At 40.2% G+C, this 25,732-nt stretch carries 25 protein-coding genes, 2 tRNA genes and 1 pseudogene; 7 read left to right on the top strand and 21 right to left on the bottom strand.

Going from position 1 to position 25,732, the window contains the following annotated elements; all coding sequences use genetic code 11:
• Positions 1-38 precede the first annotated feature (38 nt).
• Positions 39-824, top strand: coding sequence for a M12 family metallo-peptidase (locus ACH8E3_RS07010; protein ID WP_458631903.1), 786 nt, complete (start codon positions 39-41; stop codon positions 822-824).
• A gap of 284 nt (positions 825-1,108) precedes the next feature.
• Here ACH8E3_RS07010 and ACH8E3_RS07005 read toward each other — a convergent pair whose 3' ends face one another.
• The gene (locus ACH8E3_RS07005; RefSeq protein ID WP_458631902.1) at positions 1,109-1,324 is read right to left on the bottom strand and encodes a hypothetical protein; all 216 of its coding nucleotides are present in this window, start codon (positions 1,322-1,324) and stop codon (positions 1,109-1,111) included.
• A 144-nt stretch (positions 1,325-1,468) separates the two neighbouring features.
• A pseudogene (locus ACH8E3_RS07000) lies at positions 1,469-2,167 on the bottom strand (IS3 family transposase); the annotation flags it as partial.
• A gap of 327 nt (positions 2,168-2,494) precedes the next feature.
• Here ACH8E3_RS07000 and ACH8E3_RS06995 point away from each other — a divergent pair.
• Positions 2,495-3,343, top strand: a complete 849-nt coding sequence (locus ACH8E3_RS06995) for a tyrosine-type recombinase/integrase (RefSeq protein ID WP_458631901.1) — start codon at positions 2,495-2,497, stop codon at positions 3,341-3,343.
• 96 nt (positions 3,344-3,439) lie between these two features.
• Here ACH8E3_RS06995 and ACH8E3_RS06990 read toward each other — a convergent pair.
• From ACH8E3_RS06990 to ilvB, 14 genes are all read right to left on the bottom strand, one after another.
• Positions 3,440-3,510: transfer RNA gene (locus ACH8E3_RS06990), tRNA-Gly, on the bottom strand.
• A 15-nt stretch (positions 3,511-3,525) separates the two neighbouring features.
• Positions 3,526-3,599, bottom strand: a tRNA-Pro gene (locus ACH8E3_RS06985).
• A 160-nt stretch (positions 3,600-3,759) separates the two neighbouring features.
• Positions 3,760-4,719 (bottom strand): aldolase catalytic domain-containing protein, encoded by a 960-nt coding sequence (locus tag ACH8E3_RS06980; protein ID WP_458631900.1) that lies wholly within the window; start codon positions 4,717-4,719, stop codon positions 3,760-3,762.
• A gap of 319 nt (positions 4,720-5,038) precedes the next feature.
• Positions 5,039-7,081 (bottom strand): ferrous iron transport protein B, encoded by a 2,043-nt coding sequence (gene feoB / locus ACH8E3_RS06975; RefSeq protein WP_458631899.1) that lies wholly within the window; start codon positions 7,079-7,081, stop codon positions 5,039-5,041.
• Between the two features lie 78 nt (positions 7,082-7,159).
• Positions 7,160-7,399: a FeoA family protein gene (locus ACH8E3_RS06970; protein WP_458631898.1), complete on the bottom strand. Its 240-nt coding sequence runs from the start codon at positions 7,397-7,399 to the stop codon at positions 7,160-7,162.
• 19 nt (positions 7,400-7,418) lie between these two features.
• Complete coding sequence (locus tag ACH8E3_RS06965) at positions 7,419-7,634, bottom strand: FeoA family protein (RefSeq protein WP_458631897.1); 216 nt, start codon at positions 7,632-7,634, stop codon at positions 7,419-7,421.
• A 364-nt stretch (positions 7,635-7,998) separates the two neighbouring features.
• Positions 7,999-9,081 carry a two-component system sensor histidine kinase NtrB gene (locus tag ACH8E3_RS06960; RefSeq protein ID WP_458631998.1) on the bottom strand — a complete coding sequence of 361 codons (1,083 nt, stop codon included), beginning with the start codon at positions 9,079-9,081 and terminating at the stop codon, positions 7,999-8,001.
• Positions 9,082-9,336: 255 nt separating this feature from the next.
• Positions 9,337-9,744, bottom strand: coding sequence for a hypothetical protein (locus ACH8E3_RS06955; protein WP_458631896.1), 408 nt, complete (start codon positions 9,742-9,744; stop codon positions 9,337-9,339).
• A 207-nt stretch (positions 9,745-9,951) separates the two neighbouring features.
• Positions 9,952-10,497, bottom strand: coding sequence for a peroxiredoxin (locus ACH8E3_RS06950; RefSeq protein WP_458631895.1), 546 nt, complete (start codon positions 10,495-10,497; stop codon positions 9,952-9,954).
• A 157-nt stretch (positions 10,498-10,654) separates the two neighbouring features.
• Positions 10,655-11,734, bottom strand: a complete 1,080-nt coding sequence (leuB, locus tag ACH8E3_RS06945; RefSeq protein ID WP_458631894.1) for a 3-isopropylmalate dehydrogenase — start codon at positions 11,732-11,734, stop codon at positions 10,655-10,657.
• Positions 11,735-11,940: 206 nt separating this feature from the next.
• A complete protein-coding gene (locus ACH8E3_RS06940; protein WP_458631893.1) occupies positions 11,941-13,482 on the bottom strand; it encodes a 2-isopropylmalate synthase in 1,542 nt (513 codons plus the stop codon).
• 152 nt (positions 13,483-13,634) lie between these two features.
• On the bottom strand, positions 13,635-14,627 hold the full coding sequence (gene ilvC / locus ACH8E3_RS06935; RefSeq protein ID WP_458631892.1) for a ketol-acid reductoisomerase: 993 nt from the start codon (positions 14,625-14,627) through the stop codon (positions 13,635-13,637).
• A 176-nt stretch (positions 14,628-14,803) separates the two neighbouring features.
• Positions 14,804-15,289, bottom strand: coding sequence for an acetolactate synthase small subunit (ilvN, locus tag ACH8E3_RS06930; RefSeq protein ID WP_458631891.1), 486 nt, complete (start codon positions 15,287-15,289; stop codon positions 14,804-14,806).
• A 1-nt stretch (position 15,290) separates the two neighbouring features.
• Positions 15,291-17,033, bottom strand: coding sequence for a biosynthetic-type acetolactate synthase large subunit (ilvB, locus tag ACH8E3_RS06925; protein ID WP_458631890.1), 1,743 nt, complete (start codon positions 17,031-17,033; stop codon positions 15,291-15,293).
• Positions 17,034-17,574: 541 nt separating this feature from the next.
• Between ilvB and ACH8E3_RS06920 the strand changes: the two genes are divergently transcribed.
• Positions 17,575-18,024, top strand: a complete 450-nt coding sequence (locus ACH8E3_RS06920; protein WP_458631889.1) for a GNAT family N-acetyltransferase — start codon at positions 17,575-17,577, stop codon at positions 18,022-18,024.
• A 210-nt stretch (positions 18,025-18,234) separates the two neighbouring features.
• Here the strand turns inward: ACH8E3_RS06920 and rplT are convergent, their stop codons facing one another.
• The 4 genes from rplT to ACH8E3_RS06900 all read right to left on the bottom strand — a co-directional run bounded on the left by rplT (position 18,235) and on the right by ACH8E3_RS06900 (position 20,839).
• Complete coding sequence (rplT, locus tag ACH8E3_RS06915; protein WP_458631888.1) at positions 18,235-18,594, bottom strand: 50S ribosomal protein L20; 360 nt, start codon at positions 18,592-18,594, stop codon at positions 18,235-18,237.
• A gap of 31 nt (positions 18,595-18,625) precedes the next feature.
• Complete coding sequence (gene rpmI / locus ACH8E3_RS06910; RefSeq protein WP_458631887.1) at positions 18,626-18,826, bottom strand: 50S ribosomal protein L35; 201 nt, start codon at positions 18,824-18,826, stop codon at positions 18,626-18,628.
• Positions 18,827-18,844: 18 nt separating this feature from the next.
• Positions 18,845-19,342: a translation initiation factor IF-3 gene (gene infC, locus ACH8E3_RS06905; RefSeq protein ID WP_458631886.1), complete on the bottom strand. Its 498-nt coding sequence runs from the start codon at positions 19,340-19,342 to the stop codon at positions 18,845-18,847.
• A gap of 252 nt (positions 19,343-19,594) precedes the next feature.
• A complete protein-coding gene (locus tag ACH8E3_RS06900) occupies positions 19,595-20,839 on the bottom strand; it encodes a glycosyltransferase family 2 protein (RefSeq protein WP_458631885.1) in 1,245 nt (414 codons plus the stop codon).
• A gap of 609 nt (positions 20,840-21,448) precedes the next feature.
• On the opposite strand from ACH8E3_RS06900, the gene ACH8E3_RS06895 reads away from it, so the two are divergent.
• Both ACH8E3_RS06895 and ACH8E3_RS06890 read left to right on the top strand, forming a co-directional pair.
• A complete protein-coding gene (locus ACH8E3_RS06895; RefSeq protein WP_458631884.1) occupies positions 21,449-21,976 on the top strand; it encodes a phosphatase PAP2 family protein in 528 nt (175 codons plus the stop codon).
• 51 nt (positions 21,977-22,027) lie between these two features.
• Positions 22,028-23,170, top strand: coding sequence for an MGDG synthase family glycosyltransferase (locus tag ACH8E3_RS06890; protein WP_458631883.1), 1,143 nt, complete (start codon positions 22,028-22,030; stop codon positions 23,168-23,170).
• A 26-nt stretch (positions 23,171-23,196) separates the two neighbouring features.
• Here the strand turns inward: ACH8E3_RS06890 and trmB are convergent, their stop codons facing one another.
• Complete coding sequence (gene trmB, locus ACH8E3_RS06885; RefSeq protein ID WP_458631882.1) at positions 23,197-23,955, bottom strand: tRNA (guanosine(46)-N7)-methyltransferase TrmB; 759 nt, start codon at positions 23,953-23,955, stop codon at positions 23,197-23,199.
• Positions 23,956-24,163: 208 nt separating this feature from the next.
• On the opposite strand from trmB, the gene ACH8E3_RS06880 reads away from it, so the two are divergent.
• Entirely contained in the window at positions 24,164-25,117 is a 954-nt protein-coding gene (locus ACH8E3_RS06880) for a TIGR01212 family radical SAM protein (protein WP_458631881.1), read from the top strand.
• A 2-nt stretch (positions 25,118-25,119) separates the two neighbouring features.
• Entirely contained in the window at positions 25,120-25,728 is a 609-nt protein-coding gene (locus ACH8E3_RS06875) for a tRNA (mnm(5)s(2)U34)-methyltransferase (RefSeq protein ID WP_458631997.1), read from the top strand.
• Positions 25,729-25,732: the final 4 nt, after the last annotated feature.

The following is a 25,732-nucleotide window of genomic DNA, read 5'->3' as shown; positions in this document are numbered from 1 at the left end:
CCCTTTTTTGGGAGTCAATATTGAAGGAGTGCTAATACATGAAAAGCAGTTTACGTTTCTTGTTTACAGCAGCAGTTATTGCAACATTAGTAATACCGAATTCAAGGTATGCAAAGGCTAGCGATGAGGCATTGGAAATGGTATCAACACCTATAAATTTTAGTGATGTTGGTCAGCCTGATGCAGAATTAACCGATTATGTTGTTGAACGTTCTACATCTGCAAAGATCTTGAATGAAAAAGGTGTGGAGATTGGCCAAAAAAGAATCGAAGGAACCGAAGGGGATTCTTTCTCTACCAAGGCATTTGAAGGTAGATTAGTCAAGGTTCTTGCAGTCTCAGATGAAGAATACAGAACCGCACACACAGATTGGATAGATCGGGTTACTCGTATTATTGAGTCGGCAGACGATATTTACAATACTAATTTCAGTATCGACTTCGATGTTGTTGCATATAGTGTTTGGAATTCAAGCGGTTCTACTTCTTCTGCACTCCTTGCCGATTTAGCGGACAATGGTTATTCAGGTTATGATCTGGTTATTGGTTTTACAGGAGATTCACATTTCACTGATGGTGGACTTGCATATAGGTATTCTAGCGATCCTGTCACAGGCTACAGCTTGAATTTTGACCAAACTGAGACATCAACATATAAAGCAGCAAGACATGAAGTAGCCCATAATTATGGCGTTTCCGATCACTCAGATAGTGTAATGTGCATTAATAATGACAACTATACCTATTCAGCTTCTAATTGGGATACTACTCACAAAAATCTAATATCATCCCACAAAACTTGGTTCGGCGTCGGTGTAAATTAAGAATGTAATGATCTGTTGAAAATGTCCGCACTATTCTGTACTTTGTAGAATAGTGCGGATTAGTTTTTTTATATCCAGAAACAAGAACTTGATTCCTCACTGAGGAGACTGCCCAGCCGCACACTTCCTTCTCACCACAACTCACTGTGCCTATAAAGTCACTTCGACTATCGGCAATGTGCGAAATAATTCAAAGAAATCACTTGAGGATATCGGATAAAAAACACGTCAGATAAATACTGATACGCTCCCATCATACCTGACGTGTTTTTTATGTATGTATTCTAAGTCAACAACATTCTAAACTCAAACTCTCCACGACGATAATAAGCATCGGCAATCTTAACACTCTCTGGACTCCACTTCTGAACCGGACTACCACACTCAATTGCACATCCAACTAAATCACCACGGCGTTCAATTATAGAAACTTGGGATTGTGACAGAGCAGCCGTGAGGAATTCAGAGTCTGTCTTTAAGACTTTGTATACATTACTCAATACGATCACTCCTATGTATAATAACGAATCGTCAGGCTTGCTCCTTGAACTGTGACCGTATTTGTGGAAAGTTTAACAAAGAGACCTTTAAGAAGCAGTTAATAGGTGACTCCTAAATTCATCGGGAGTCATCTTTTTTAATGCCTATTGATATCGCTCGGAGTTATAGTAGGCGATATAGTCATCAACCCTTGTTCGTAATTCCAAGAGAGTCATAGATGACTTGTACTCCAAATCATCCTTCATATGGCCGAAAAAGCTCTCCATAGCGGCGTTATCCCAGCAGTTCCCTTTCCGTGACATGGACTGTGTAAACCCAGCTTTGCGTACGAGAAGGCGGAATCTAGGGTGAGTATAGTGCATTCCTTGATCCGAGTGTAAAAGGGCTTCTGGATGAATATTGCCATCCAGTCGATCAAGTAGTTTCTCCAATGTTCGTTCTACAATTGGCATGGCCAATGAAGAAGAGAGGTAGTGAGCTAGAATTTGTCTCGTAGCTCCGTCTTTCACCACGGATACATAAGCACATTGTCCATTTCCATAATGCATATAGGTAATATCCGTCAGCAGCACTTTCTCGGGCTCTCCTTGGTCTAACTGGCGCTTGAGTAGGTTGGGACACGTTTGGTGCTCTTGCGTAGCTTTTGCCATGTTGCGATAGGGATTGGCTTGCCGGATCGTAGCAACGAGCTTATATTTTCGCATTAATCTTCGAATCTTCTTATGATTCATGTTGATACCGTTCTCCCGTTCCAGCCTCATCTTCACGACCAATGCTCCAGCTTTACCACTCAAAGCGTCATAGTGTTTCTTGATAAGGAAAGCGTAACGTTCGTCTGCTTCCTCAACGGCTTGCCAAACGTGTGATCTGCGCGCACGAGCTAGAGCACGCTATTCTCCATTCTGGAGTCAGCCGTTTCTGGACTGATGAAAATTACATTTTTTCAATCCGGGAAATATGAGCGAGAAGCAAATGAGTTTGCTGTCATGTTACTTACCTTAGAGGATCCTTTATCCGTAGGTGACACCTTATCCGATTTTCTACTGCGAAATGGCGTCCCTCTTGAATTATCGAGGTTTTACATACATCTATAACCTTCATGCTTTCCGACTGTAAGGTCGTTTACATATACCCAAAAAAAGAACATACGTTTGGATTAATTGAAGAAAATGGCTTGGAGTGAACCACTTGGAGGTAATAAGTACAAACTAGTAGCTCGAGATCCGTCAAAGGTCAACCGTCCAAAGAAATCTATGGTTGTCGAGGTGCCAGCAGAAATTTCACGTTCTCAGACAAAGACAGATCGGTGGCTCACACTGGAACTAGCCAAATGGGAAGACACTGTGCAGTCCGGACTGATCTCGAGCAAAGGGAAAAATAGCAAGCTCACGTTTCGGGATTTTATCCCTAAATGGAAGAAAGGTTATGCCGATCAGAATATGGGTGGATACACGGTAAAGAATACAATGGCTATCGTGGACACTCGACTCATGGAGGAATTCGGCGATACGCGGCTGGACAAGATCACAACGTTGCACTTGGTCACCTACTTCGCTGAGTTAACCAACAAGAAGACTGGTGCGGTGCTTGCTACAAATACGAAGCTTAATATTTACAAAGCTGCCAAATCAATATTTGACGCTGCAACTGATTGGGGCGTAATCAGTTCGAATCCTATTGATGGTGTGAAACGTCCGGGACAGAGCAAAAAAGAGCGTAAACAGATTGGAAGCCGCAAGAAACATTATTCATGGACTGAGGTTGAACAGTTACTGATAGCCCTTTACAAGCTCGCGATAGGATGGCGGCTATACTTTACTGGTTGTATGCTTGGAGGCTTCCGGCGCGGCGAGTTGCTGCGGGAATCTGGCTCCCATCTGAAGACGATCCAGGAGAGACTGCGGCACGCTAAGCTAGACATGAGCGCTGAATATACCCATGAATCTGATATCATCAACCGGGAGGTCGTAGATAAACTTGAGGTACTTAATCCAAAAAACATCAAAATTGCCCTATGATCTGCCCCATGGCAAAAATGTAGTCAATGGTTTGTCGAAAAATGCGAAAATAAAAAACCCTTGCGCCACAAGGGTTTCAGAGGCTTTACGGTTAAAAGCGGGTGATGGGAATCGAACCCACGCTATCAGCTTGGAAGGCTGAAGTTCTACCATTGAACTACACCCGCACGTTAAATGAGATATCGGGACGACACGATTTGAACATGCGACCCCCTGGACCCAAACCAGGTGCTCTACCAAGCTGAGCTACGTCCCGTCATGTTCTTTAACTCAAGCGACATTCGTCATTTGAGGACAAATAATAATATATCATCATTCCACATCGATTGCAACTTTTTTTGATATAGAACAAGGGTATGAAATGAACGTTCATTTCATACCCTTGTTGTGATCATAACCTATAGCTAACTAACCTATTACTTCTTTTCAAATGTCACTTCAGGAGACATCAATTTATCATAGAAGTCTGCTGATTTATCTTTATCCGCTGTCGCTCTTAATGCCATAGCGGAACGTGGATGCTCATCTAGTGATCCTGTGATCATGTACGGAATAATATAACCCCATTCTTCCTTCTCACGCAAAGGAATCATGAGCTGTTCAATCACATCTAATACAGGACGCAACTTGTAATTCGTATTCTTCAACTGGGATACGAGTAACTCCGTAGGACAATTCCCTGCTGCCCGGCCCATACCATAGACAGATGCATCTAACATTTCCACTCCACACTCCGAAGCAAGCAATGTATTCGCAAAGGCAAGTTGCAGATTATTATGGGCATGGATGCCAAGACGTTTATTCGGTAATTGTGTCTTGAACTTCTCTACCAGAAATTCAATATCTTTATGATCTAAGCTTCCATAGGAATCCACAACGTATACAATATCTACAACACTTTCCTTAATCATCTCAAATGCTTCATTCAGCTCATTCTCCATAACATTAGACAGAGCCATAATATTGATAGTCGTCTCATAACCACGATCGTGGAATGTCTGAATGAGTTGCAGCGCTTTATCTACATCTTTGATGTAACAAGCCACTCGAATAAGATCAATCATGCTTTCGGAACGATCTGGGATGTCATTCACATCTACACGTCCGATATCCACTAATGCTGATAGCTTCGTCGTTCCCTTTTGAGGGATTACTTTACGAAGAAAATCATCATCAAGGAATCTCCAAGGTCCCGCTTCCTCAGCACCTTTAAGCAATTTAGGAGAGTTCTTATAACCAATCTCCATATAGTCAACACCAGCTTCATTTAGGCCTGCATATAGTTTTTGGACGAACTCGACACTGAAGTCCCAATTATTCACAAGACCCCCATCACGAATGGTGCAATCTACAATTTTACATTGATTCAACTTCATACTTCTAGCTCCCCCTCAACTGTACAATATTACTTCATCATACTAGAGTGAAATACTCCATGTAAAGAGCTAGTCATATAAACGAAGCATAATCGAACATTACAAGTATTACATACGAGTCTTTCTTACTTCGTATCCGTGTGTATACAAGAGCAACTTGGCGTTTCACTTAGGGAGCATCCTGAGCATGCTGATTCTCCCTTATGAAGACTCCGTATATTTTTTAGAACAATCACAAGAACTGCAACAACAATAAGTCCTCCAAGAATCCAATTAATCATAATCATCTCTTCTTTCTATATGGATTTAAGTAGATAGATCAGCCAAGGCCAAGCAATCTTCCACCTTGATAGACGATGAAGGCCACAATCCAAGCCGTAGCTGTCTGATAACCAACTGTAAATAAGGTCCATTTCCAAGAGTTCATTTCCCGTTTTATCGCTGCGAATGCAGCAATACACGGCATATACAATAACGTGAATGTCATGAAGGCATAAGCCTTCAATGGCGTGAAATACGTCTGAAGTGATGCAATAAGCTGTGTGGATGTTTCTCCTGCATCTGCGACGTTATTAAGAATACCCATCGTAGCAACTACCGCTTCCTTGGCTACAAATCCAGTCAGAAGCGCGACAGATGATCTCCAGTCACCGAAACCAAGTGGAGCAAAGAATGGTGCGATAAATGACCCTACAGCTCCAAACATGCTATTGCTGACGTCATCAACCATATGCAATGAGAAGTCAAACGTCTGACCGAACCAAATGATAACGGATGCTGCAAATATGACCGTTCCTGCTTTTTTGATAAATCCCTTTCCTTTATCCCACATATGAATCATTAACCCTTTTATCGTGGGTAACCGATAAGGGGGGAGTTCCATGACAAATGGTTCTGCTTCACCTTTGAATAAAGTCTTCCTTAGAAGAATACCGGATAATATGGCGATAACCATTCCTAATATATAGAGAGAGAATATCACTAAGCTTTGTGAATCAACGAAAAATGCCGCTGCAAATAGGGCATACACAGGCAATCGAGCACCACATGACATAAAGGGTGTCAAAATAATCGTTAACCTTCGATCTTTCTCATTCTCTAATGTTCTTGTTGCCATGATCGCTGGAACACTACATCCAATACCCATAATCATGGGGATAAAGGATTTACCACTTAACCCTATTTTTCTTAATAAACGATCCATCATAAATGCGGCTCTAGACATATATCCGCTATCTTCCAATAGCGCTAGGAAAAAGAACAAAATCATAATCTGGGGTACAAACACGAGAATGCTTCCCAGTCCTGCAATAATTCCGCCTACAATTAAAGATTCTAACCATTCCGCTGCGCCCAAATTCTGCAACAAATTCGTCACGAAGTCTGCCAAGGTCACATTAATCAATTGATCGATCGTGTCGATTGTGAATGATCCAATGAACCCGAACGTAATTGTAAATACCAAATACATGATAAGCAGGAACAGAGGAATAGCTAAAATCCGATGTGTTAATATTCTATCTATTTTGTCAGATACGGTTAACCCACCTGTATTTACTTTTTTTCGTACGGCGTGACCTATCACTTTGGAAATATACTTATATCGTTGATCTGCTACGATCGTTTCCATATCATTATCATAATATTCTTCTAATTGACCGCGCGAAGTAGTGATTTCTTTCATCATCTCGCTATTGGATTGAACCGTTCCCATCATCATTTCATCGCCTTCAAGTAGTTTCACTACTGTCCAACGAGACGGTTGGTTCACTTGGTATTGCTTCGCGAGAATGTCACTCAGTACATGTAGTGACTTTTCCATGTGTGTATCAAATATAATAGTAGGTTTCACTTGTTGTCCTACGATTGTATTTCTCGATACCTCTAACGTCTTCTCAATTAACTCCTTTGTCCCTCTTCCTTTGTTAGCAGAAGTTGGAATAATAGTTACACCTAGATGTTTCTCTAATTTACCAATATCAATCTGGTCACCTCTAGATTCAACAGCATCCATCATATTCAGAGCGATAACAACCGGAATACCAAGTTCAATAAGTTGTGTTGTTAGATACAGGTTGCGTTCAATATTGGTTGCATCGACAATGTTAATAATGACGTCAGGCTTCTCATCCAAAATATAATTTCTCGCAATGATTTCTTCTAATGAATAAGGAGATAATGAGTATATCCCTGGAAGATCGATAATCTTGATATCTTCTTTGAACTTTCTAGCTTTTCCTTCTTTCTTTTCTACCGTAACGCCTGGCCAATTACCCACATGCTGTGTACTTCCGGTAAGATCATTAAACATCGTTGTTTTCCCACAGTTGGGATTACCTACAAGCGCAAATCTAAGCGACATTCCTATTTCCCTCCACATCATTAAACGAGAATGATTCTCAATAATTCACAAGTTATGTACCTCTATTTCAAGATAAGGTTAGGCTTGTTCAATCTTCTCAATAAATATATTATCAGCTTCTGATTTTCGGAATGTTAGCTCATAACCTCTAATATTCACTTCAATAGGGTCACCCATTGGAGCTACCTTTCGAACGATGATCTCCGCACCACGCGTAACACCCATATCCATTAATCGTCTTCTTACCGCGCCTTCTCCACCTACTTTAACAATTAGCACTCTATCACCTGGTCTACATCCTTTTAATGTGGTTTCCATCTCTATCCCCCTATTCAAGCTACATCTGAACCATGACCTGCTGTGCGACACCCTTGCAAAGCGCCAAACGAGATCCTTTCACATTTACAATCAAGTTGCCTGCATTCTCAGAAATAATTGTAATTAAAGAACCTTGTACAATCCCCAACCCCTCAAGGAATGTTCGCGTTGATTCTTTCGATCTACAGCCAGCAATCACGGCAGACTTCCCTAAATCCAGCATTGTTAATGGCATATCTATTTCTCCTCTCGTTAGAGCAATGTCTTTTATATTTAATCATTTCTAAAAAGTGTTCTAAAAGTTATCATTCTCGCTTATTGATATTGATAACCAGTATCAATATCAACCTGCCTTAAATGTACTTTTTTCTTAGGGTTAGTGTCAATACTTTCACGAAATATATTTCCTATTCTAACAGGATTCTATGAACAAACACTTAGTTAAGACACAGAAAATTCACTTCATATTTAGATATATCCAAGACGTTGATCTCATACAATCACATAAGAAAAGAAGTTATCCCGGAGAATGACCCTATTCTCCCCCGGATAACTTCTTTTGCCAATCTATCTTGAAGCTCAATGCTTCATCGCATGCTTTACTTAGCACATGGAAGCGATATCATAAATTGTGTGCCCTTTCCTTCCTCACTCTCTACCGATATAACACCACCATGATTATTAATAATGCCATAGCTTACGGAGAGACCAAGACCTGTCCCACTATCCTTTGTGGTATAGAATGGTTCGAATAATCGCAACATCGTGTTCCGATCCATCCCTTTACCATTATCAGATACGTGGATTCTAACATGATCATCGACCATGCTCGTATAAACTTCAATCTTTCCTCCGTCACTTTTTACCACATCATCCATCGCATCCATGGCATTTTTAATAATATTGAGTAAGACTTGCTTGATCTGCTTCATATCAACCAAGATGAATGCAAATCCTTGTACATTATGGAGGAATATCTGGCATCCTTTCATTAATGCTTCACTCTCTGACAGAAGAATCACTTGGTTCAACAAGGATGAGACATTTACAATCGTTTTGTTCGGCATAGATGGTTTGGAAGAATTGAGAAATTCAGAGATGATATCATTTGCACGGTCAATCTCCGAGAGAATAATCTTGGCATATTCATCTTTCCCTAGTTGCTTTAATTCAGATCTTAATAATTGCATAAAGCCACGGATCGATGTTAATGGATTTCGAATTTCATGTGCAATAGAGGCTGATATTTTACCTAACATCGCTAGTTTATCATTCTGATATGCGGACTCTTCCATCTTCTTATAATTCGTGACATCCTTTGCGCTAAATAAGAAGTCACCATCCATATCTTCACCATAGGTGATATTAATAAGCCAATGACGCCCTTCATTATCACAGAGTTCATGATTAGCCTTGCGATTAAATATCGCTTCTTTATAAATACTTAGCAATCTTCTCTTCGTTGATCGATTTAAGTGCTGGTGACGCAATAGTTGAGTTAATGAACAGCCAATTAATGATGAACTTGACACTTCAAAGATTCTAGCCATCTTCATATTAATGTACCTTATTCTTCCACTTGCGTTAAAGAGAATAATCCCACAATCTAGATGTTCCAATATATTCTCATACCTATCCTTTAATTGTAGTGGGATTTGAAAATCATGAAGGGACTTAAATATTGTATCTTGGACACATCTCAACTTTTTTCCTCCTCTACACCCAAAACCAACTAAATCAAATGAAAAGAATGCACTATTTCCTTCCAACATTTATGCTATATTCATCATAGACAAACAAATAGAATATCGTCAATCAGAGATACTGTCGAAAAATAGAATAAAATGGGATACTTTTAATAATCGTAATAAAACAAAAAAAAGAAGGACTTCGCTGTTGCGAATTCCTTCTTCCATACATCATAATATCCAGTTATTCTAAGTCTTTTGTTGAAGACGAATTCTTCGTTGACTCATCACTGCTAGTCTAGTTTTAAGTTCCCTAGCCCATTTCTCATCATCAACCTGTTTGGCGACAACGAGTAGATCCAAAGCCATATCAATTTGATTCTGAACAAGACTATGCGGGTCTTCCGTCTCCTGATTAACAACATTCTCAAATATAGCCGACTCATCTTCTGTTACATAATCTTGGAAGTCAACCTCAAATGCGCCGTCTCCATGAGCATATTCTGCCAGAATCTCATATTCATTTTCTACTTTGTAATGAACTTCAACCCTTTGGCAAACCGGACATAGGAGAAGTGGAACGTTATGCACTTGAGTTCGATAATGCTTCAGGGTTCCTTTTGTACCAACCATACTTGCTCCGCAGCAAAAACTCATGATCGCTCACCCTCCTCGTTTTGCTATATCTTGTTATAAAATATTCGTTATCCAGATAAACCATACCTTCTTTTTACCCAAAATTAACCTAACCAATCATAAGATTGATCATTATCTGTTTTGTTAGCAAAATACCCCCTACGTGGCACTATCTAGCCAGATAAGGGGCATATCATTGTAAAGGACTATGATTTAAAAGGCTTGTACTTACCCCTTAAGATTCTTATCGCCTGGCTTCCAATTCATTGCACATAAGCCACCCGATTGGAGAGCTTGTAGAACACGAATGGTTTCTTCTACGCTACGTCCGACATCATTGTGATTAACGACTTGATATTTCAATTCACCTTCTGGATCGATAATGAATAATCCACGAAGTGCAATACCTTCTTCTTCGATAAGGATACCATAATCGCTAGCTACCTTTTTGGTGATATCTGAAGCCAATGGGAAGTTAATGTTACCTAGGCCATTGGAGTCTTTAGGTGTAGTCAACCATGCTTTGTGGCTGTGGATAGAATCTGTACTTGCACCTAATACTTCTGCATCCAAAATCTTAAATTGAGCATAAGCATCACTTAATGCTGTAATTTCAGTAGGACATACAAATGTGAAGTCCAATGGATAGAAGAAGAATACAAGCCATTTACCACGATAATCGGATAAGCTTACTTTACCGAAATCCTTACCATCACCTGATACTATTTCCATTGTAAAATCCGGTGCTGCTTTACCTACTAAACGTTCTGCCATAATCTAATTCCTCCTTATAATATGTAAGAGAAATACTAACTTCTCTAATCTAATGTCTCAACTTATCTACGTTGAATGCTACATTACAAATGTTATCATTCACCTAAATCAATGTCAAGATTATAAGGAGTATTTATTTATAGTAATTATAATTAACTTATTTTTTCATTGCAGCAACAATTAGATCACCCATTGCTGTCGTTCCAATTGCCTGGCTCTTATCAACTGCGATATCACTAGTACGGTGACCGGCATCAAGAACTTCTTTCACAGCATCTTCAATAGACTGTGCTGCATCATGATAACCAAATGTAAGACGGAACATCAATGCTACAGAAAGTATTGTTGCGACTGGATTGGATATACCTTGTCCAGCAATATCGGGCGCTGAACCATGTACCGGCTCATACAAGCCAAAGCTACCTTCGCCTAAAGAAGCGGAAGAAAGCATGCCGATCGAACCAGTAAGCATTGCAGCTTCATCAGATAGAATATCTCCAAACATATTTTCAGTTACGATAACATCAAAACTAGAAGGACGACGAAGCAACTGCATTGCACAGTTATCAACTAATATGTGTTCTAGTTCAACTTCAGGATAATCAGCTGATATCTTGATGACAACTTCACGCCATAGACGAGAAGATTCAAGAACGTTGGCTTTATCAACAGATGCAAGACGTTTGTCACGAGTCATAGCGATGTCAAACGCTTGGCGAACAATACGTGTAATTTCCATTTCATTGTAAGCACATGTATCAACAGCTTCAATACCAAATTCAGTTTCACGACGGAATTTCTCACCGAAGTAGATACCGCCAGTTAGCTCACGTACAACGATAAGATCAGTTCCTTCAAGCACTTCTGGCTTCAATGTTGATGCATCCTTCAAACAATCAAATACTGTTGCAGGACGGATATTAGAGAATAGACCAAGTGCTTTACGAATACCTAGTAAACCAGTTTCAGGACGAAGGTCACCAGGGTTACTATCCCATTTCGGACCACCAACAGCGCCTAATAGCACTGCATCTGACGCTTGACATAGTTCCAATGTTTCCTTTGGAAGTGGAGTACCCATTTCATCGATTGCGATACCGCCAAAAAGAGCCTCATCCGTTTCAAATTTATAACCAAAAAGTTCTTCTGTTTTTTTCAATACTTTTAAAGCTTCTCCAACAACTTCTGGTCCAATTCCATCTCCCGGAAGGACTGCAATCTTTTTTACATCTGACATGTATATCGCTCCTCTTTTATAATTTACACGGTTGTCTTTCACCTATATATTGTTGTATCACACTTTCAGCTGATTTGACAAAGATATAGAATCTATGAGATTGATAGCTTTCGCCTATAAGTCCAACAATGATGACAAACAAAATGCAGGCACTGCAATTTATAAATCTTGCAGTCCTGCATTTATTAATCAATATACGAAATGGGTTATAAATTCACTTTTTCACGATTTCGATAGGATGTCCGCTTATCTAATAGCTCATTTAATGCATCTACATAAGCTCTAGCACTAGCTTCTAGAATATCCGTACTTAACCCGCGTCCCTGTGCAGACACATCATTCTGTGTCAATACGACATGAACTTCTCCAAGCGCATCCTTCCCGTGGGAAACAGACTTTATGGAGTAATCGTCCAGCGTGACAGCTTCTTGTGTCGCTTTGTCGATGGCATTATAGATAGCATCTACGGATCCATTACCTTCTGCCTCTTCGATAAGGACATGTTGCTGTTCTCTCACAATGCGAACTTTTGCTGTAGGAACAGACTCATTACCATACGTGACATAAATAGTCTCAAGCTTGAAAATTTCTGGCGTATCCACAAGCTTCTCTTCCAACAACGCCAACAAATCATCATCAGACACTTCTTTTTTCTTATCAGCAAGATCTTTGAATTTAGCAAACGTATCATTTAATCGTTGATCTTCAAGTTCATAACCTAGGTCTATCAACTTATCACGGAATGCATGACGGCCTGAATGTTTACCTAGTACAAGCTTGCTTTCCTTTAGACCAATGGATTCAGGAGTCATGATTTCGTATGTCGTCTTTTCTTTCAGCATGCCATCTTGGTGAATTCCCGATTCATGTGCGAACGCATTTGCACCCACAATGGCTTTGTTGCCAGGGACAATCATTCCTGTCAATTTACTCACTAAGCGACTAGTTCGAGCGATCTCCGTCAACTGAAGTGTCGTTGTAGCATTAAAGAAAGATTCCCGGGTAGCTAATGCCATGGCCACTTCCTCAATTGCCGTATTTCCAGCTCGTTCGCCAATCCCATTAATCGTCCCTTCAATCTGATCAGCACCATTCTGAATGGCCGCTAATGTATTTGCAGTAGCCATTCCTAGATCATTATGGCAGTGTGCACTTAATTGAACCTTCTCAATGTCTGGAACGTTCTCTTTGAGATATTTAAATATTGCTCCGTATTCAGCAGGATTTAAGTATCCCACGGTATCTGGAATATTTACGACAGAAGCACCTTCTTTGATTGCCATTGCAACCATTTCAGCCATGAAGTCATATTCCGTACGCCCGGCATCTTCCAGGGAGAATTCAATTTTAGGGAAATATTTACTTGCATACCTTAGAGCAGCTTGTGCGGTTTCTAGCACCTGCGACTTTTCCATCCGTAATTTATGCTTCCGATGTATAGGCGAGGTCGCTAAGAAGATGTGTATACAAGGATCTTGAGCCCCTTTTAACGCCTCACGAACAGCGTCAATATCAGACTCTCGTGATCGGCTAAGTCCTACAACAGATACATTCTTTATAGCTCTAGCAACGGCATTTACAGCCGCGAGGTCGCCAGGGGATGCCGCTGGAAATCCTGCCTCCATCCGATCAATACCTAATCTTTCAAGCTGAAGTGCAATTTCTACTTTCTCACGTGCATTCAAGTTCACACCGGGAGATTGTTCCCCATCCCTTAGTGTCGTGTCAAAAATATATATTTTCCGCATAACCGACACCTCCTTGATAAGTATAATTTGTAATTTAAAAATATCCAATACGGATCACGCATATGTGCACGACCGCATTGGAATACTTTCATAGCTTTATTACTACACCGTCTTAAAGTATGGAGCTCACAAAAAAACAGTTAACCGTTGTATTACTTCTTGCTCCAATGCATCATTTCACGTAATTGTGCTCCAACCACTTCGATCGGATGATTCGCTTCATTACGGCGTGTTGCATTCATGAATGCATTGTTAGATTGATTCTCAAGAATAAAGTCACGTGCGAATTTACCTTGTTGAATATCATTCAATACTTCTTTCATTGCTTTCTTGGTCTCATCCGTAATTACACGTGATCCTGTAACATAATCACCGTATTCTGCTGTATTCGAGATAGAATCACGCATACTAGCCATTCCACCTTCATAAATCATGTCTACGATCAATTTCATTTCATGTAGACATTCGAAGTATGCCATTTCAGGTGCATAACCAGCTTCAGTTAACGTTTCGAATCCTGCTTTGATCAATGCAGTTACACCACCACATAGAACAGCTTGCTCACCGAATAGATCCGTTTCTGTCTCTTCACGGAATGATGTCTCAATAACACCAGCGCGAGTACAACCAATTCCTTTAGCGTAAGCTAGACCAATTTCTTTCGCTCTACCTGTTGCATCTTGCTCAATTGCGATTAATCCTGGAACTCCGAATCCTTCTTCATACGTACGACGTACCATATGACCTGGAGATTTAGGTGCTACTAGAAGCACATCATTACCTTTAGGTGCAACAATTTGTCCAAAATGAACGTTGAAACCATGAGAGAACATCAATGTTGCATCAGGCTTAAGATTAGGTTGGATCTCATTGTTATATACAGATGCTTGAGTTTCATCAGGCATAAGAATTTGTATAACGTCTGCACGACGAGTCGCGTCAGCTACTGAAAGAACCTCGAAGCCATCATTTTTAGCTTTCACAGAAGATTTACCTTCACGAAGTCCGATAACAACATTCACACCACTATCCCGTAGGTTTTGTGCTTGTGCATGTCCTTGGCTACCATATCCAATCACCGCTACTGTTTTCCCTTTTAATACGTTAAGATCTGCGTCTTGCTCATAATAAGTTGTAACTGCCATGTTTATAAGTCCTCCTTTATTTTTAAAAGAACCCTCCATGATAAAATCAAAATGATTGCACAACCATTTTAACAATATCTTTAAAGAACGGGTGTTCCAAAGATTCACACACTTTCATTCCGGTGAATCTCTCAAACGCCCGCTCTTTAAAAGTGGGCATTTATTTCATAATCGTATTATGCATTACCACGGGTCATAGCTGTTACGCCAGTGCGAGACAACTCGCGAATGCCGTAAGGGGATAACAATTCAATCATAGCATCAATTTTACTTGAATCTCCAACCACTTGAACCATCAGACTATTCGAACCAATGTCCACGATCGATGCACGGAAAGTTTCCACTACTCCGATTATCTCTGGACGTTGTGTCGTCTCCGCATTTACTTTGATTAAAGCCAACTCTCGACCTACCATAGGCTTGGAACCCAAATTAATAACTTTGATGACATCAATTAGCTTGTATAACTGCTTCTCAATTTGTTCCAACGTCTTGTCGTCGCCCATCGTTACCACGATCATTCGGGACAAGCCAGCTTCTTCTGATTGACCTACCGTAATACTTTCGATATTGAATCCACGTCTTCCAAAAAGTCCCGAAACTCTCTGCAGTACACCTGGCTGGTCATTTACAAGTATGGATACCGTATGTTTCGTATACATATTACTCATCCCCCATCAACATTTGATCAATGGTCGATCCTTGAGTTACCATCGGGTATACATTTTCATCCTTATTAACAACAAAATCCAATAAAACCGGACCTGGAGTATCAAGCGCTTCTTGCCAAGCTTTTCTCGCTTCTTCCTTGGTCGTTGCCCGAAGTCCCTTTACGCCATATGCTTCAGCTAGTTTCACAAAATCTGGACTTCCAGCAAGGTCAATATGACTATATCGATTATTATATATTAATTCTTGCCATTGTCTCACCATACCCAGCACTTGATTGTTAATGATTACAATCTTAACAGGAATATTGTTAATTGCACAAATAGCTAGTTCTTGTGAACACATTTGAATTCCACCATCCCCATTAATGGAGATAACTAGACGTTCAGGTTGTGCCATTTGAGCGCCGATGGCTGACGGTAGTCCATAGCCCATCGTTCCTAATCCACCCGAAGTAATCCATGATCTTGGATGATTGAATTTATAATACTGTGCTGCCCACATTTGATGTTGTCCAACATCTGTTGTGACTATCGCTTCACCTTTGGTCGTTTCATTTAACATTTCAATAACCCACTGCGGTTTCAATACTTCTTCCGAGTCTGTATATCTGAAAGGGTATTCCTTTTTCCACTCTGCAACTAGTGTTCTCCACTCATCCGCTTCATCCGCACGTTTGATCATAGGATTCAGCATCTGAAGAACTGTCTTAACATCGCCTACAATCGGGATATCTACCGCTACATTCTTCCCAATTTCCGCAGGATCGATATCAATATGGACAATCTTAGCATGTGGTGCAAAACCATTCAGTTTCCCAGTTACACGATCATCGAATCGAGCACCTATATTAATTAGCAGATCGCATTGTTGAATCGCATTGTTCGAAGCATACGTTCCATGCATTCCTGGCATACCCGTCCATAAATCATGACCGCTTGGAAAAGCTCCTAATCCTAGAAGCGTCGTTGTAATCGGAATCTCTGTACGTGTGGCGAATTCGAATAACTCATCATGTGCTCCACCATAGATTACTCCACCACCTGCTAGTATATAAGGTCTTTTCGCTTCATTTATTGCAGTTACAAGCTTATCCAATTGTATCTTGTTAGGTACAGTACATGGGTTGTAGCCACGCACGTTAGCTGTATCATTTGGTTTGAATAGCGTCATTGCAGCGGATACATCTTTAGGAATATCGATCAATACTGGGCCCTTGCGTCCTGTATTCGCGATATGGAATGCTTCATGGATGACTCTTGGCAAATCATTAACATCTCTTACCAAGTAGCTGTGTTTCGTGATGGGTAACGTTATACCGGTAATGTCTGCTTCTTGAAATGCATCGGTTCCGATCAAGCTCGTAGCCACGTTACCCGTGATTACCACCATAGGTACGGAATCCATATATGCTGTAGCAATCCCCGTTACTAAATTGGTTGCTCCTGGACCAGAAGTTGCAATACACACCCCTACTTTACCACTTGCTCTTGCATAACCGTCTGCAGCATGAATGGCTCCTTGCTCATGTCGTGTCAACAAGTGCTTAAATTCTTTATAATTATACATAGCATCGTAGATGTATAACACAGCCCCACCCGGATAACCAAAGACACATTCCACATCTTCCAGAAGAAGGCTACGCAACAATATTTCTGAGCCGCTAATGACTTCCGGCTTCATCCATTTCTTTCGTAATTGCTCGATCGACGTCAGTTCAGTTTTATTCTCACTCATCCGTCTTCCTCCTATCAAGATTATCATTATTTTGTAGCAAAAAAACCTTCCGTCCCCCACAACAGACCTATCTCTGTGTGAGGGACGAAAGGTTGAATCCTCCGTGGTACCACCCATGTTTGCTATGTATTTCGCAATACAAAGCCTTGCCAAGTATAAATAAACATACCTGTAGTCTATAACGTTGACTAATCGATACTCCCTATTAAGCACTATTGCCTTTCAGGAGGATAGCTCCGAGGTGAGCTCGTATATAAGGGATTTTGGTGGAGGTTGCAGCAGATCCTCACACTCTCTGAACAATAGAGCCCTTAAAACTTCGTCCTCTTCATAGCTGATGACATATACTCGTTAAAATGTTACTCGTATTATATGATTCATCTACCTGTATAGTCAATACCCTTCCTAATAATAATTTATTCAATATACCATGTGAATAACCAAATTACTTGTTCATACGAAGCACACATAGCCCCTTAATGAACATATGATGAATTGGATTCACTCATCATAAACTGCATAGGGAAGGGGGAAATGAAGGATGATCCGCTATAGACGACCTAAGCAAGATGATATCGTCATCATTCATTTAATTGAAACCGAGCTTGTCCCATTATCGAACCTAAGCACAACAGAAATCACTGAAATCAAGAACAACATACTGCAACGTTTATCACATGGCGTGACGCTTGTCGCCTCTGTATATTATGAGGACGACCCATTGGGCTTTGTACACTTCATGTTACATGGTGACTTGCTATATATCGACATGTTAGCCGTTGCACCCGCTGCTAAACGTAAACGTTGGGGAAATCTCATGATGGTCCACGCTGAACAATTTGCTAGGTCACGCGGATGCAAGCGGTCTAAAGTAATGGTAGATATTGTAAATATTAACGGTCTGAATTTCTACAAGAAATTAGGATATAAGATCAGCAAAATGCACACTTCTTCAAAGTACTATCAGATGGAAAAGTCACTCATCTATTAACCGATAAGACCTTATCTATCAAAAGAAGGATCCCTTAGGATACGTTGCATAACCGTATGTTTCATATTCTCCCTCCTTCTCTTGCTTTCCATACAGTCTATTCTAAACCTTGATTACCCGTTTGTTCTTTCGCCCAATTTCATAATCAACCAATATACAACAAACCCAATGCCATATAGACATTGGGTTTGTTGTATATCGCTTAATCAATTAAGCGTTAATTTTCTCTTTAGCAACAGAAGCAATAGAGTTAAATGATGTGATATCATGAACAGCTAGATCAGCAAGCATCTTGCGGTTGATATCTACACCAGCTAATCTCAAACCATGCATTAGCTTACTGTATGACAATCCGTTCAAACGTGCAGCCGCATTGATACGTACAATCCATAATCTACGGAAGTTACGCTTCGTTTGGCGACGATCACGGTATGCATAAACCAATGATTTCATGACTTGCTCATTTGCTGTTTTAAAAATACGATGTTTCGATCCAAAATAACCTTTAGCGAGTTTCAATACTTTCTTATGTCTACGACGAACGACAAATCCGCCTTTTACTCTTGCCATATTAGTAAACCTCCCAAATAAATGTTGTTAATTATTTCAAGTTAGATAATCCTTGTTTCAAGCGTTTTACGTCACCTGGTGCCATTGTTGGATTCGTTCCAAGTACACGCTTTTGACGTGCAGATTTATGTGACAATAGGTGGTTTTTGAATGCTTTATAGCGCATAACTTTACCTGTTCCTGTAATCTTGAAGCGAGCTTTAAGACTGCTGTGTGTTTTCATTTTAGGCATAATAGTTCCTCCTCGGGATTATTGAGCTTTAGGAGCCAATATCATAATCATACTGCGACCTTCAAGCTTCGGGAAACGCTCAACACTAGAGTGTTCAGCTACTTCTTCTCTAACACGCTCCAGAATCTTTTGTCCGATGCTTGCGTGTGCAATTTCACGTCCACGGAAACGCACAGAGCATTTTACCTTGTCGCCTTCTTTTAAGAACTTTACGACATTACGAAGTTTTGTTTGGTAATCATGCTCATCAATGTTTGCACGGAACCATACTTCTTTGGTATCTACAATTTTCTGATTCTTACGAGCTTCTTTTTCTTTCTTCTGCTGTTCATAACGGAACTTACCGTAATCCATGATGCGGCACACCGGCGGTTTAGCCTGAGGAGCTACATTTACCAAATCGAGATTAAGATCCGTTGCCATCTGCAGTGCTTCACGAATTGGCGTTATACCAATTTGTTCTCCCTCTGCTCCCACCAAGCGGACCTCTTTGGCCCGAATTTCGTCATTGATCATATGTTCCTTACTGATAACCGTCCACCTCCAAATTAATTTCAATTAAAACAAAATAAAAGGATGCTGGTTTATCACCCAGCATCCTTATGATCAATTATCCATGAAATATAACATTCACAAATCAATTGGATCAATAACCAGCCAATAGGTATTGGGCAGGTGAGAAGCTGGTGCTTCTTCTTAAATCCAAATATTCATTTAACACGCTAAAATAATATATCATTTAGACATACCCATTGTCAAGATTTATTTCTATGCTTGCTTACTTTGAACTACTTCTTCCATGCGAATCACACGAGTATGTTCCGTGTGACTCCATTGCTTATTGTTTTGTGTGAAGAAAGCATAAACCGTAATTGGATACCAAGATATAAGATAGATCGGGAAGAACACGAGATATAAATACACCTTTTTAAAGGTAACCCTCTCTAATGCCATTGCAGCAAAGAAGGTAAGTATATTCGCAGCTACAGCTACAACACTCAGCCATACAGGTAAGTATCCATAGATATTCGCAATGTTAGGACCGTTAAAGAAGGCCATATCCACGAATAACGCCCCTGTCATGATAAATGTCAGAAGTACAATATATACATTAACGCCATATAAAGCTAAATCGAATTTCACAAGGCTTCTTTCTTTGATACTTTGCCACAACAATGGGAAGAAATATTTACGCGCTACGGTAAAATGTCCTTGCATCCAACGTAGTCGTTGTCTCGATGATGCTTTAAAAGTAAGTGGCTTCTCGTCAAAGACCTTAGCATCATAATTAAACCTCGGATACACACCGTTTTGTACGCTTCGCATGGTAAATTCAAGGTCTTCAACCAAACTGGTAGCACCCCAACCCATTTCCTTCAACAACTTCGTTTCAAAACACATACCCGTTCCGCCCAAAAAGTTCGCCATATTCATATTGTGACGAGATAGTTGCCACAAACGATTGATATACCAATATGAAATACCATAAGCTGCAGTGATCCATGAGTCTTCTGGATTCTTTGTATCGATATACCCCTGAATAACACGTGCACCTGAATTCAGATCATTGTTCATTTCACTTAGAAAATTCGGCGCTGCCAAATTATCTGCATCAAACATGACCACTGCGTCATATTGACGTGGAAGGCTCCAAAGTTCCTTCAACATCCATTCAATGGCATAACCTTTACCACGAAGGTTCTTATTCGTACGCACACAAGCATTCATCCCGTGCTCTCGAACGATGGATGCCGTACTATCCGTACAGTTATCACAGATAACGAATACGTCATATAATTCACTCGGATAATCCAAATTTTTCAGATTGTCCATAAGTGCTCCAACGACCTGCTCTTCATTATGAGCTGCGACTAGAACTGCAAATGATTTATTCGGTGCAAATATTTGCTTCTTTTTATTTCTACGCAGACCGAATAAAGAAAATGCAAACTGGTACAAACCGACAAAAGCCAAAATGACTTGAATCGTTACAAATATAGAATCTAAAACCATCTTTAAAGCCCCCTTTTTTAACCCTTAGCATCTTTTTTCTCTAAATGCCTTGTACTTGTTACAATGACCTCTATTTTATCTCTATGGATTGACTATCAATCTTAATTCTATTGCTAGTTTTACCTTTGACCCTAAGGCTTGCCTAGTCTTTAATGATAAGAGCAGTATTAATAATGTACGCTTTTTACTTGTTTGTCAAAAAGAGTTTCGTTCATTTTGAGCTGTTCTTATCATAAGTTTCCTACACTATCGCTATAATAAGGTAACTATTTCATCATTCTGAGGAATATGTCCTCTTATCGACTATATGCTTCTTATTCTGTTTCACATCCCGTTTATTATTCTCATAACCATTTATATAAATAAATAACTTCATCCTTACAGACGTAAGGAACAACATAAAAGTTATATTATATTAAAAACTATTTAATCAAACGATTAGATTATGCGATTAATCATATCTTTTACCCAACAGTAATTCAAACTTTGCTCAAGAAATTTAAAGGACATTGGAAAATATGTTACAATAGAATTGGTTCAACTTTAAAATAATGATCATGACCGCTTTTAAATATATACCATGGCTTCGAGCCATAGGGGAGCAATCAGATGAAAGAACTCACCTACAAACTAGTAAAATTAGATCAACAACTATTTCAATGGATCAATGGTCGCCTTCATAATCGATTCCTGAACCTTGTGCTGTTTTACCTCACTTATTTAGGTGGGGCTACATTTACAATCAGTATCTGTCTATTAGTATGGGCTTTTGGTCCACCTTTATGGAGTGTTGTTGCCTCACAAGCAGCCGTAGCACTTGCGCTAAGTCATATTCCAGTGGCTATCGCTAAGAAGCTTTACCCACGAATCAGACCTTATCTTGCTTTACCAGAAACGCACACATTCCGAAACCCTTTGAGTGATCATTCCTTTCCATCGGGTCATACGACTGCAAGCTTTTCTACAGCCATTCCATTCTGTATAGCGTTTCCGGAAATGATGCCGTTATTTCTTAGTCTGAGCATATTAGTTGGTTTCTCTAGAATTTATCTTGGACTTCACTATCCTTCAGATGTTCTAGCAGGAGCCGCCATCGGTACTTCCGTAGCAGCTATAACTGTTGCAATATGGTCATAAACTGGATATGGTTATGATATGGCAAACCCTGTAGGAATAGGTGAATGAACATTGATTAAAAAAAGAGTGTTATTATTATCCGAAGGTTTTGGTACAGGACATACTCAAGCAGCCTATGCACTTTCAAGCAGTCTTCGCAGACTATCACCGGATATAAACACGAAAGTGATGGAACTCGGTAGCTTCCTGAATCCTAGAGTCGCACCGTTAATCATAACAGCATATAAGAAGACCCTTACGTCACAACCAAGGCTATTTGGGATGATGTATAAATCCCAGTATAAGAAATCCTTGAATCGTCTAACAACGCTCGCACTCCATCGTATCTTCTATACCCATTCTGGCAATGTGGTGAATCAGCTTCGTCCAGATATTATTATCTGCACACACCCTATTCCAAATGCCGTCATTGCTCGTCTGAAACGTTTAGGTGTAACCGTCCCATTATGTACCGTTATTACCGATTATGATGCACATGGCAATTGGATAAGTCCTGAAGTAGATCAGTTTCTAGTGCCGACGATTGAAGTTAAGAATATACTGATGCGCAGGAATGTTCCCTCATCCAAAATTCAAGTCACGGGAATCCCTATACATCCTAACTTCTGGGAGCATCCAAGTAAGGAGAGCATTCGTGAGAAATTTCATCTTCATGACATGCCCACGGTGTTAGTTATGGCAGGCGGATGGGGAATGATTAGCGATGATGTGGTGAATGACTATCTTGTTCAATGGCGTGATCATATTCAAATCATATTCTGCCTTGGCAGTAATGATAAGGCACTTCATAAAATGAAATCAAATTCTCAGTATACACACCCAAACATTCATATCGTCGGATTTGTTCGTGAAATAGATCAGTTAATGGAAGTATCTGATATTCTTGTGACTAAACCTGGTGGTATGACCTGTTCAGAAGGGTTAGCCAAAGGTATCCCTATGCTATTTCATCTAGCCATTCCTGGACAAGAAGAAGAGAACTCTCAATACTTCACATCGCTAGGGCTAGGAGAGAACATCCGCTCGCTCGATGTCATCGAGAAATGGGTACATAAGCTAATGTATGAATACCAAGATATTCGCACAGCCAGACAAAAGAATCTGGAGACTATTGCACAATATCATCCTATGCAAAGTGCTCAAAGCATTATAGATATGCTCGATTCAAAAGAGCTTTCCAAGTCATTATTATGACCTGGAAGGCTCTTTTGGTATCATCTCTATTTCATTTCAATTGCTGCAGATTCAATATCCGGCTTGTTCTCTTGAAGCCGATACTTCTTCAATCGTTCCATCATAAATTGCTGTAGTGATTGTTCCCCGACCACAACAACACATCGATAAATATTCATTCCTTGACCCACGAATTTCGATTCGTACTCCGTCATGACATTCCATTCTTGAAATCCTTCACGGTGCAGATCAAGAGATATATTATTCATTTGTAATCCTACATCTGCAAATGAGTTTAACGAGAATTCGAACAAAGTTTGGGAATCCGTCTTCAGATGGATCTCACCATTCTTATTAAGAATTGACACATATTTCTCTAAGAAACGCGGATGTGTCAGGCGACGCCTTGCGTGCTTAGCCTTTGGCCATGGATCACTAAAATTAAGATATACACGCTCTAACTCCCCAACTTCAAAAACATCCTCAGCGTATTCAGCATTCGCAAAAGCTAAGCGAAGATTAGGTGGAAGTGCCATTCCTTTTTCAGCCCATACATTCGTTGCCTTTTCACTAGCACGTCGAATAAGCTCATCATATACATCAATACCGATAAAATTAATGTTCGGATGGTTAACACTCATCTGTGCGATGAATTGACCTTTTCCCATACCGAATTCTACATGAATCGGGTTGTCATTTCCGAATAAGGAAGCCCATTTACCTTTGTATTCTTTGGGATTCAAAATAACGAGTTCTTTCTGTTCCTCTAAATTTTCACGTATGCCTTTTCTACCACGTAACCGCATGTTTTCCCTCCACTTTCCATTCTATATAGACTCAGGTTAAGTTATGGATTGTATAAAATCATCACTATTGCAATATTGTGCCTAACTTCTAACCAAATGTAAAGAGCTAATAACAACTGTGCCTAGACATAACATTACAATTGCCTTTCTTTTTGATATAATAGTCGCTGTATGTCTTATACAAAGGTTTTTACAAAAGGAGCACCTAATGAACCATTCTACTACCGCCAACCCATTGCTATGGGGTGACAAAAGATTTCATACTTGGAACTACGAGATGCATCAACAATTTAATGATAAAGTATTCAAAGTTATGCTTGATGCTGGTTTCACATGTCCCAACCGGGATGGATCCATCGCAAAAGGCGGTTGTACTTTCTGTAGTGCAAGGGGATCTGGCGATTTCGCAGGAAGCAGACGTGATGATCTTGTTACACAGTTCAATACAATACGAGATAAGCAACATAAGAAATGGCCCAATGCACAATACATTGGCTATTTCCAAGCGTATACGAACACATACGCACCAGTCGAAGAACTAAGGGAATACTTCGAACTTATCTTAGAACAGCCTGGAGTGATGGGCTTATCTATTGCTACTCGACCGGATTGTCTGCCAGATGATGTTGTTGAATACCTAGCTGAGTTAAACGAACGTACTTATCTTTGGGTGGAGATGGGACTTCAAACCATACACGACTCTACGTCTGAACTGATTAACCGGGCTCATGACACGCAAGTCTATATAGAGGCAGTAGAGAAACTACGCAAACATAATATTCGTGTATGTACTCATATCATCTATGGGCTACCGCAAGAAAGTCATGAAATGATGCTTGAAACGGGCCGCGCTGTCGCTCAAATGGATGTACAAGGAATCAAAATCCACTTGTTACATCTTATGCGTAAGACACCAATGGTCAAGCAATATGAAGCCGGTCTGTTACGATTTCTAGAGAAAGATGAATACGTTAAGCTAATCGTAGACACGCTAGAAATACTACCGCCTGAAATGGTCGTTCATCGGCTTACAGGTGATGCACCAAGAGATCTACTTATCGGTCCTATGTGGAGCTTGAACAAATGGGAAGTTCTTAATGCCTTTGATGCTCAACTTAAAGAGCGAGATACTTGGCAAGGAAAGTATTGGAGGAACGCATAAATATGGGATTCCTCTCTATTCTAAGCTTCGCGCACAAGCTAGTGTCTGAGCGCATGAAATTAGGAGATGTTGCAGTTGATGCAACGATAGGGACAGGTTCGGACACCTTATTCTTGGCACAACTAGCTGGGCCGAAGGGTCAAGTATATGGATTTGATATTCAATCAGATGCACTAGCACTTACGAGGCGGAGATTAGAGAAGCATTCAACTTCCAGCCTAGCGCCAGTAACATTACTTCTTCAGAGTCATGCGCACATGAGAACCCAGATACCATCCGATTATCATGGCAAGCTAAGTGCTATCATGTTCAATCTTGGGTATTTACCCTCAAGTGGTTCCAACAAAGAGATTATTACTTTGACAGAGAGTACGATCGTAGCGCTACAGATGGCACTAGAACTTCTGCGTCCTAAAGGTATTCTAACCATTGCCTTATACCCAGGACATCCCGGGGGAGATTCTGAATCAGAGGCCGTGCATCAGTGGGCATCTCTTATCCCACAGTCGGAGGGACAATCCATTATATACCGACAGCTACAACGATCTGATGCACCTTACCTCATAGCTATAGAAAAGAAATCAACGTACCAACTACAATCGAGAGGATGATTTA

The organism is Paenibacillus sp. CMAA1364 (assembly GCF_054373195.1).
Note: the sequence above shows the minus strand (reverse complement) of the source record. Positions and strands in the feature narration are given on the sequence as shown.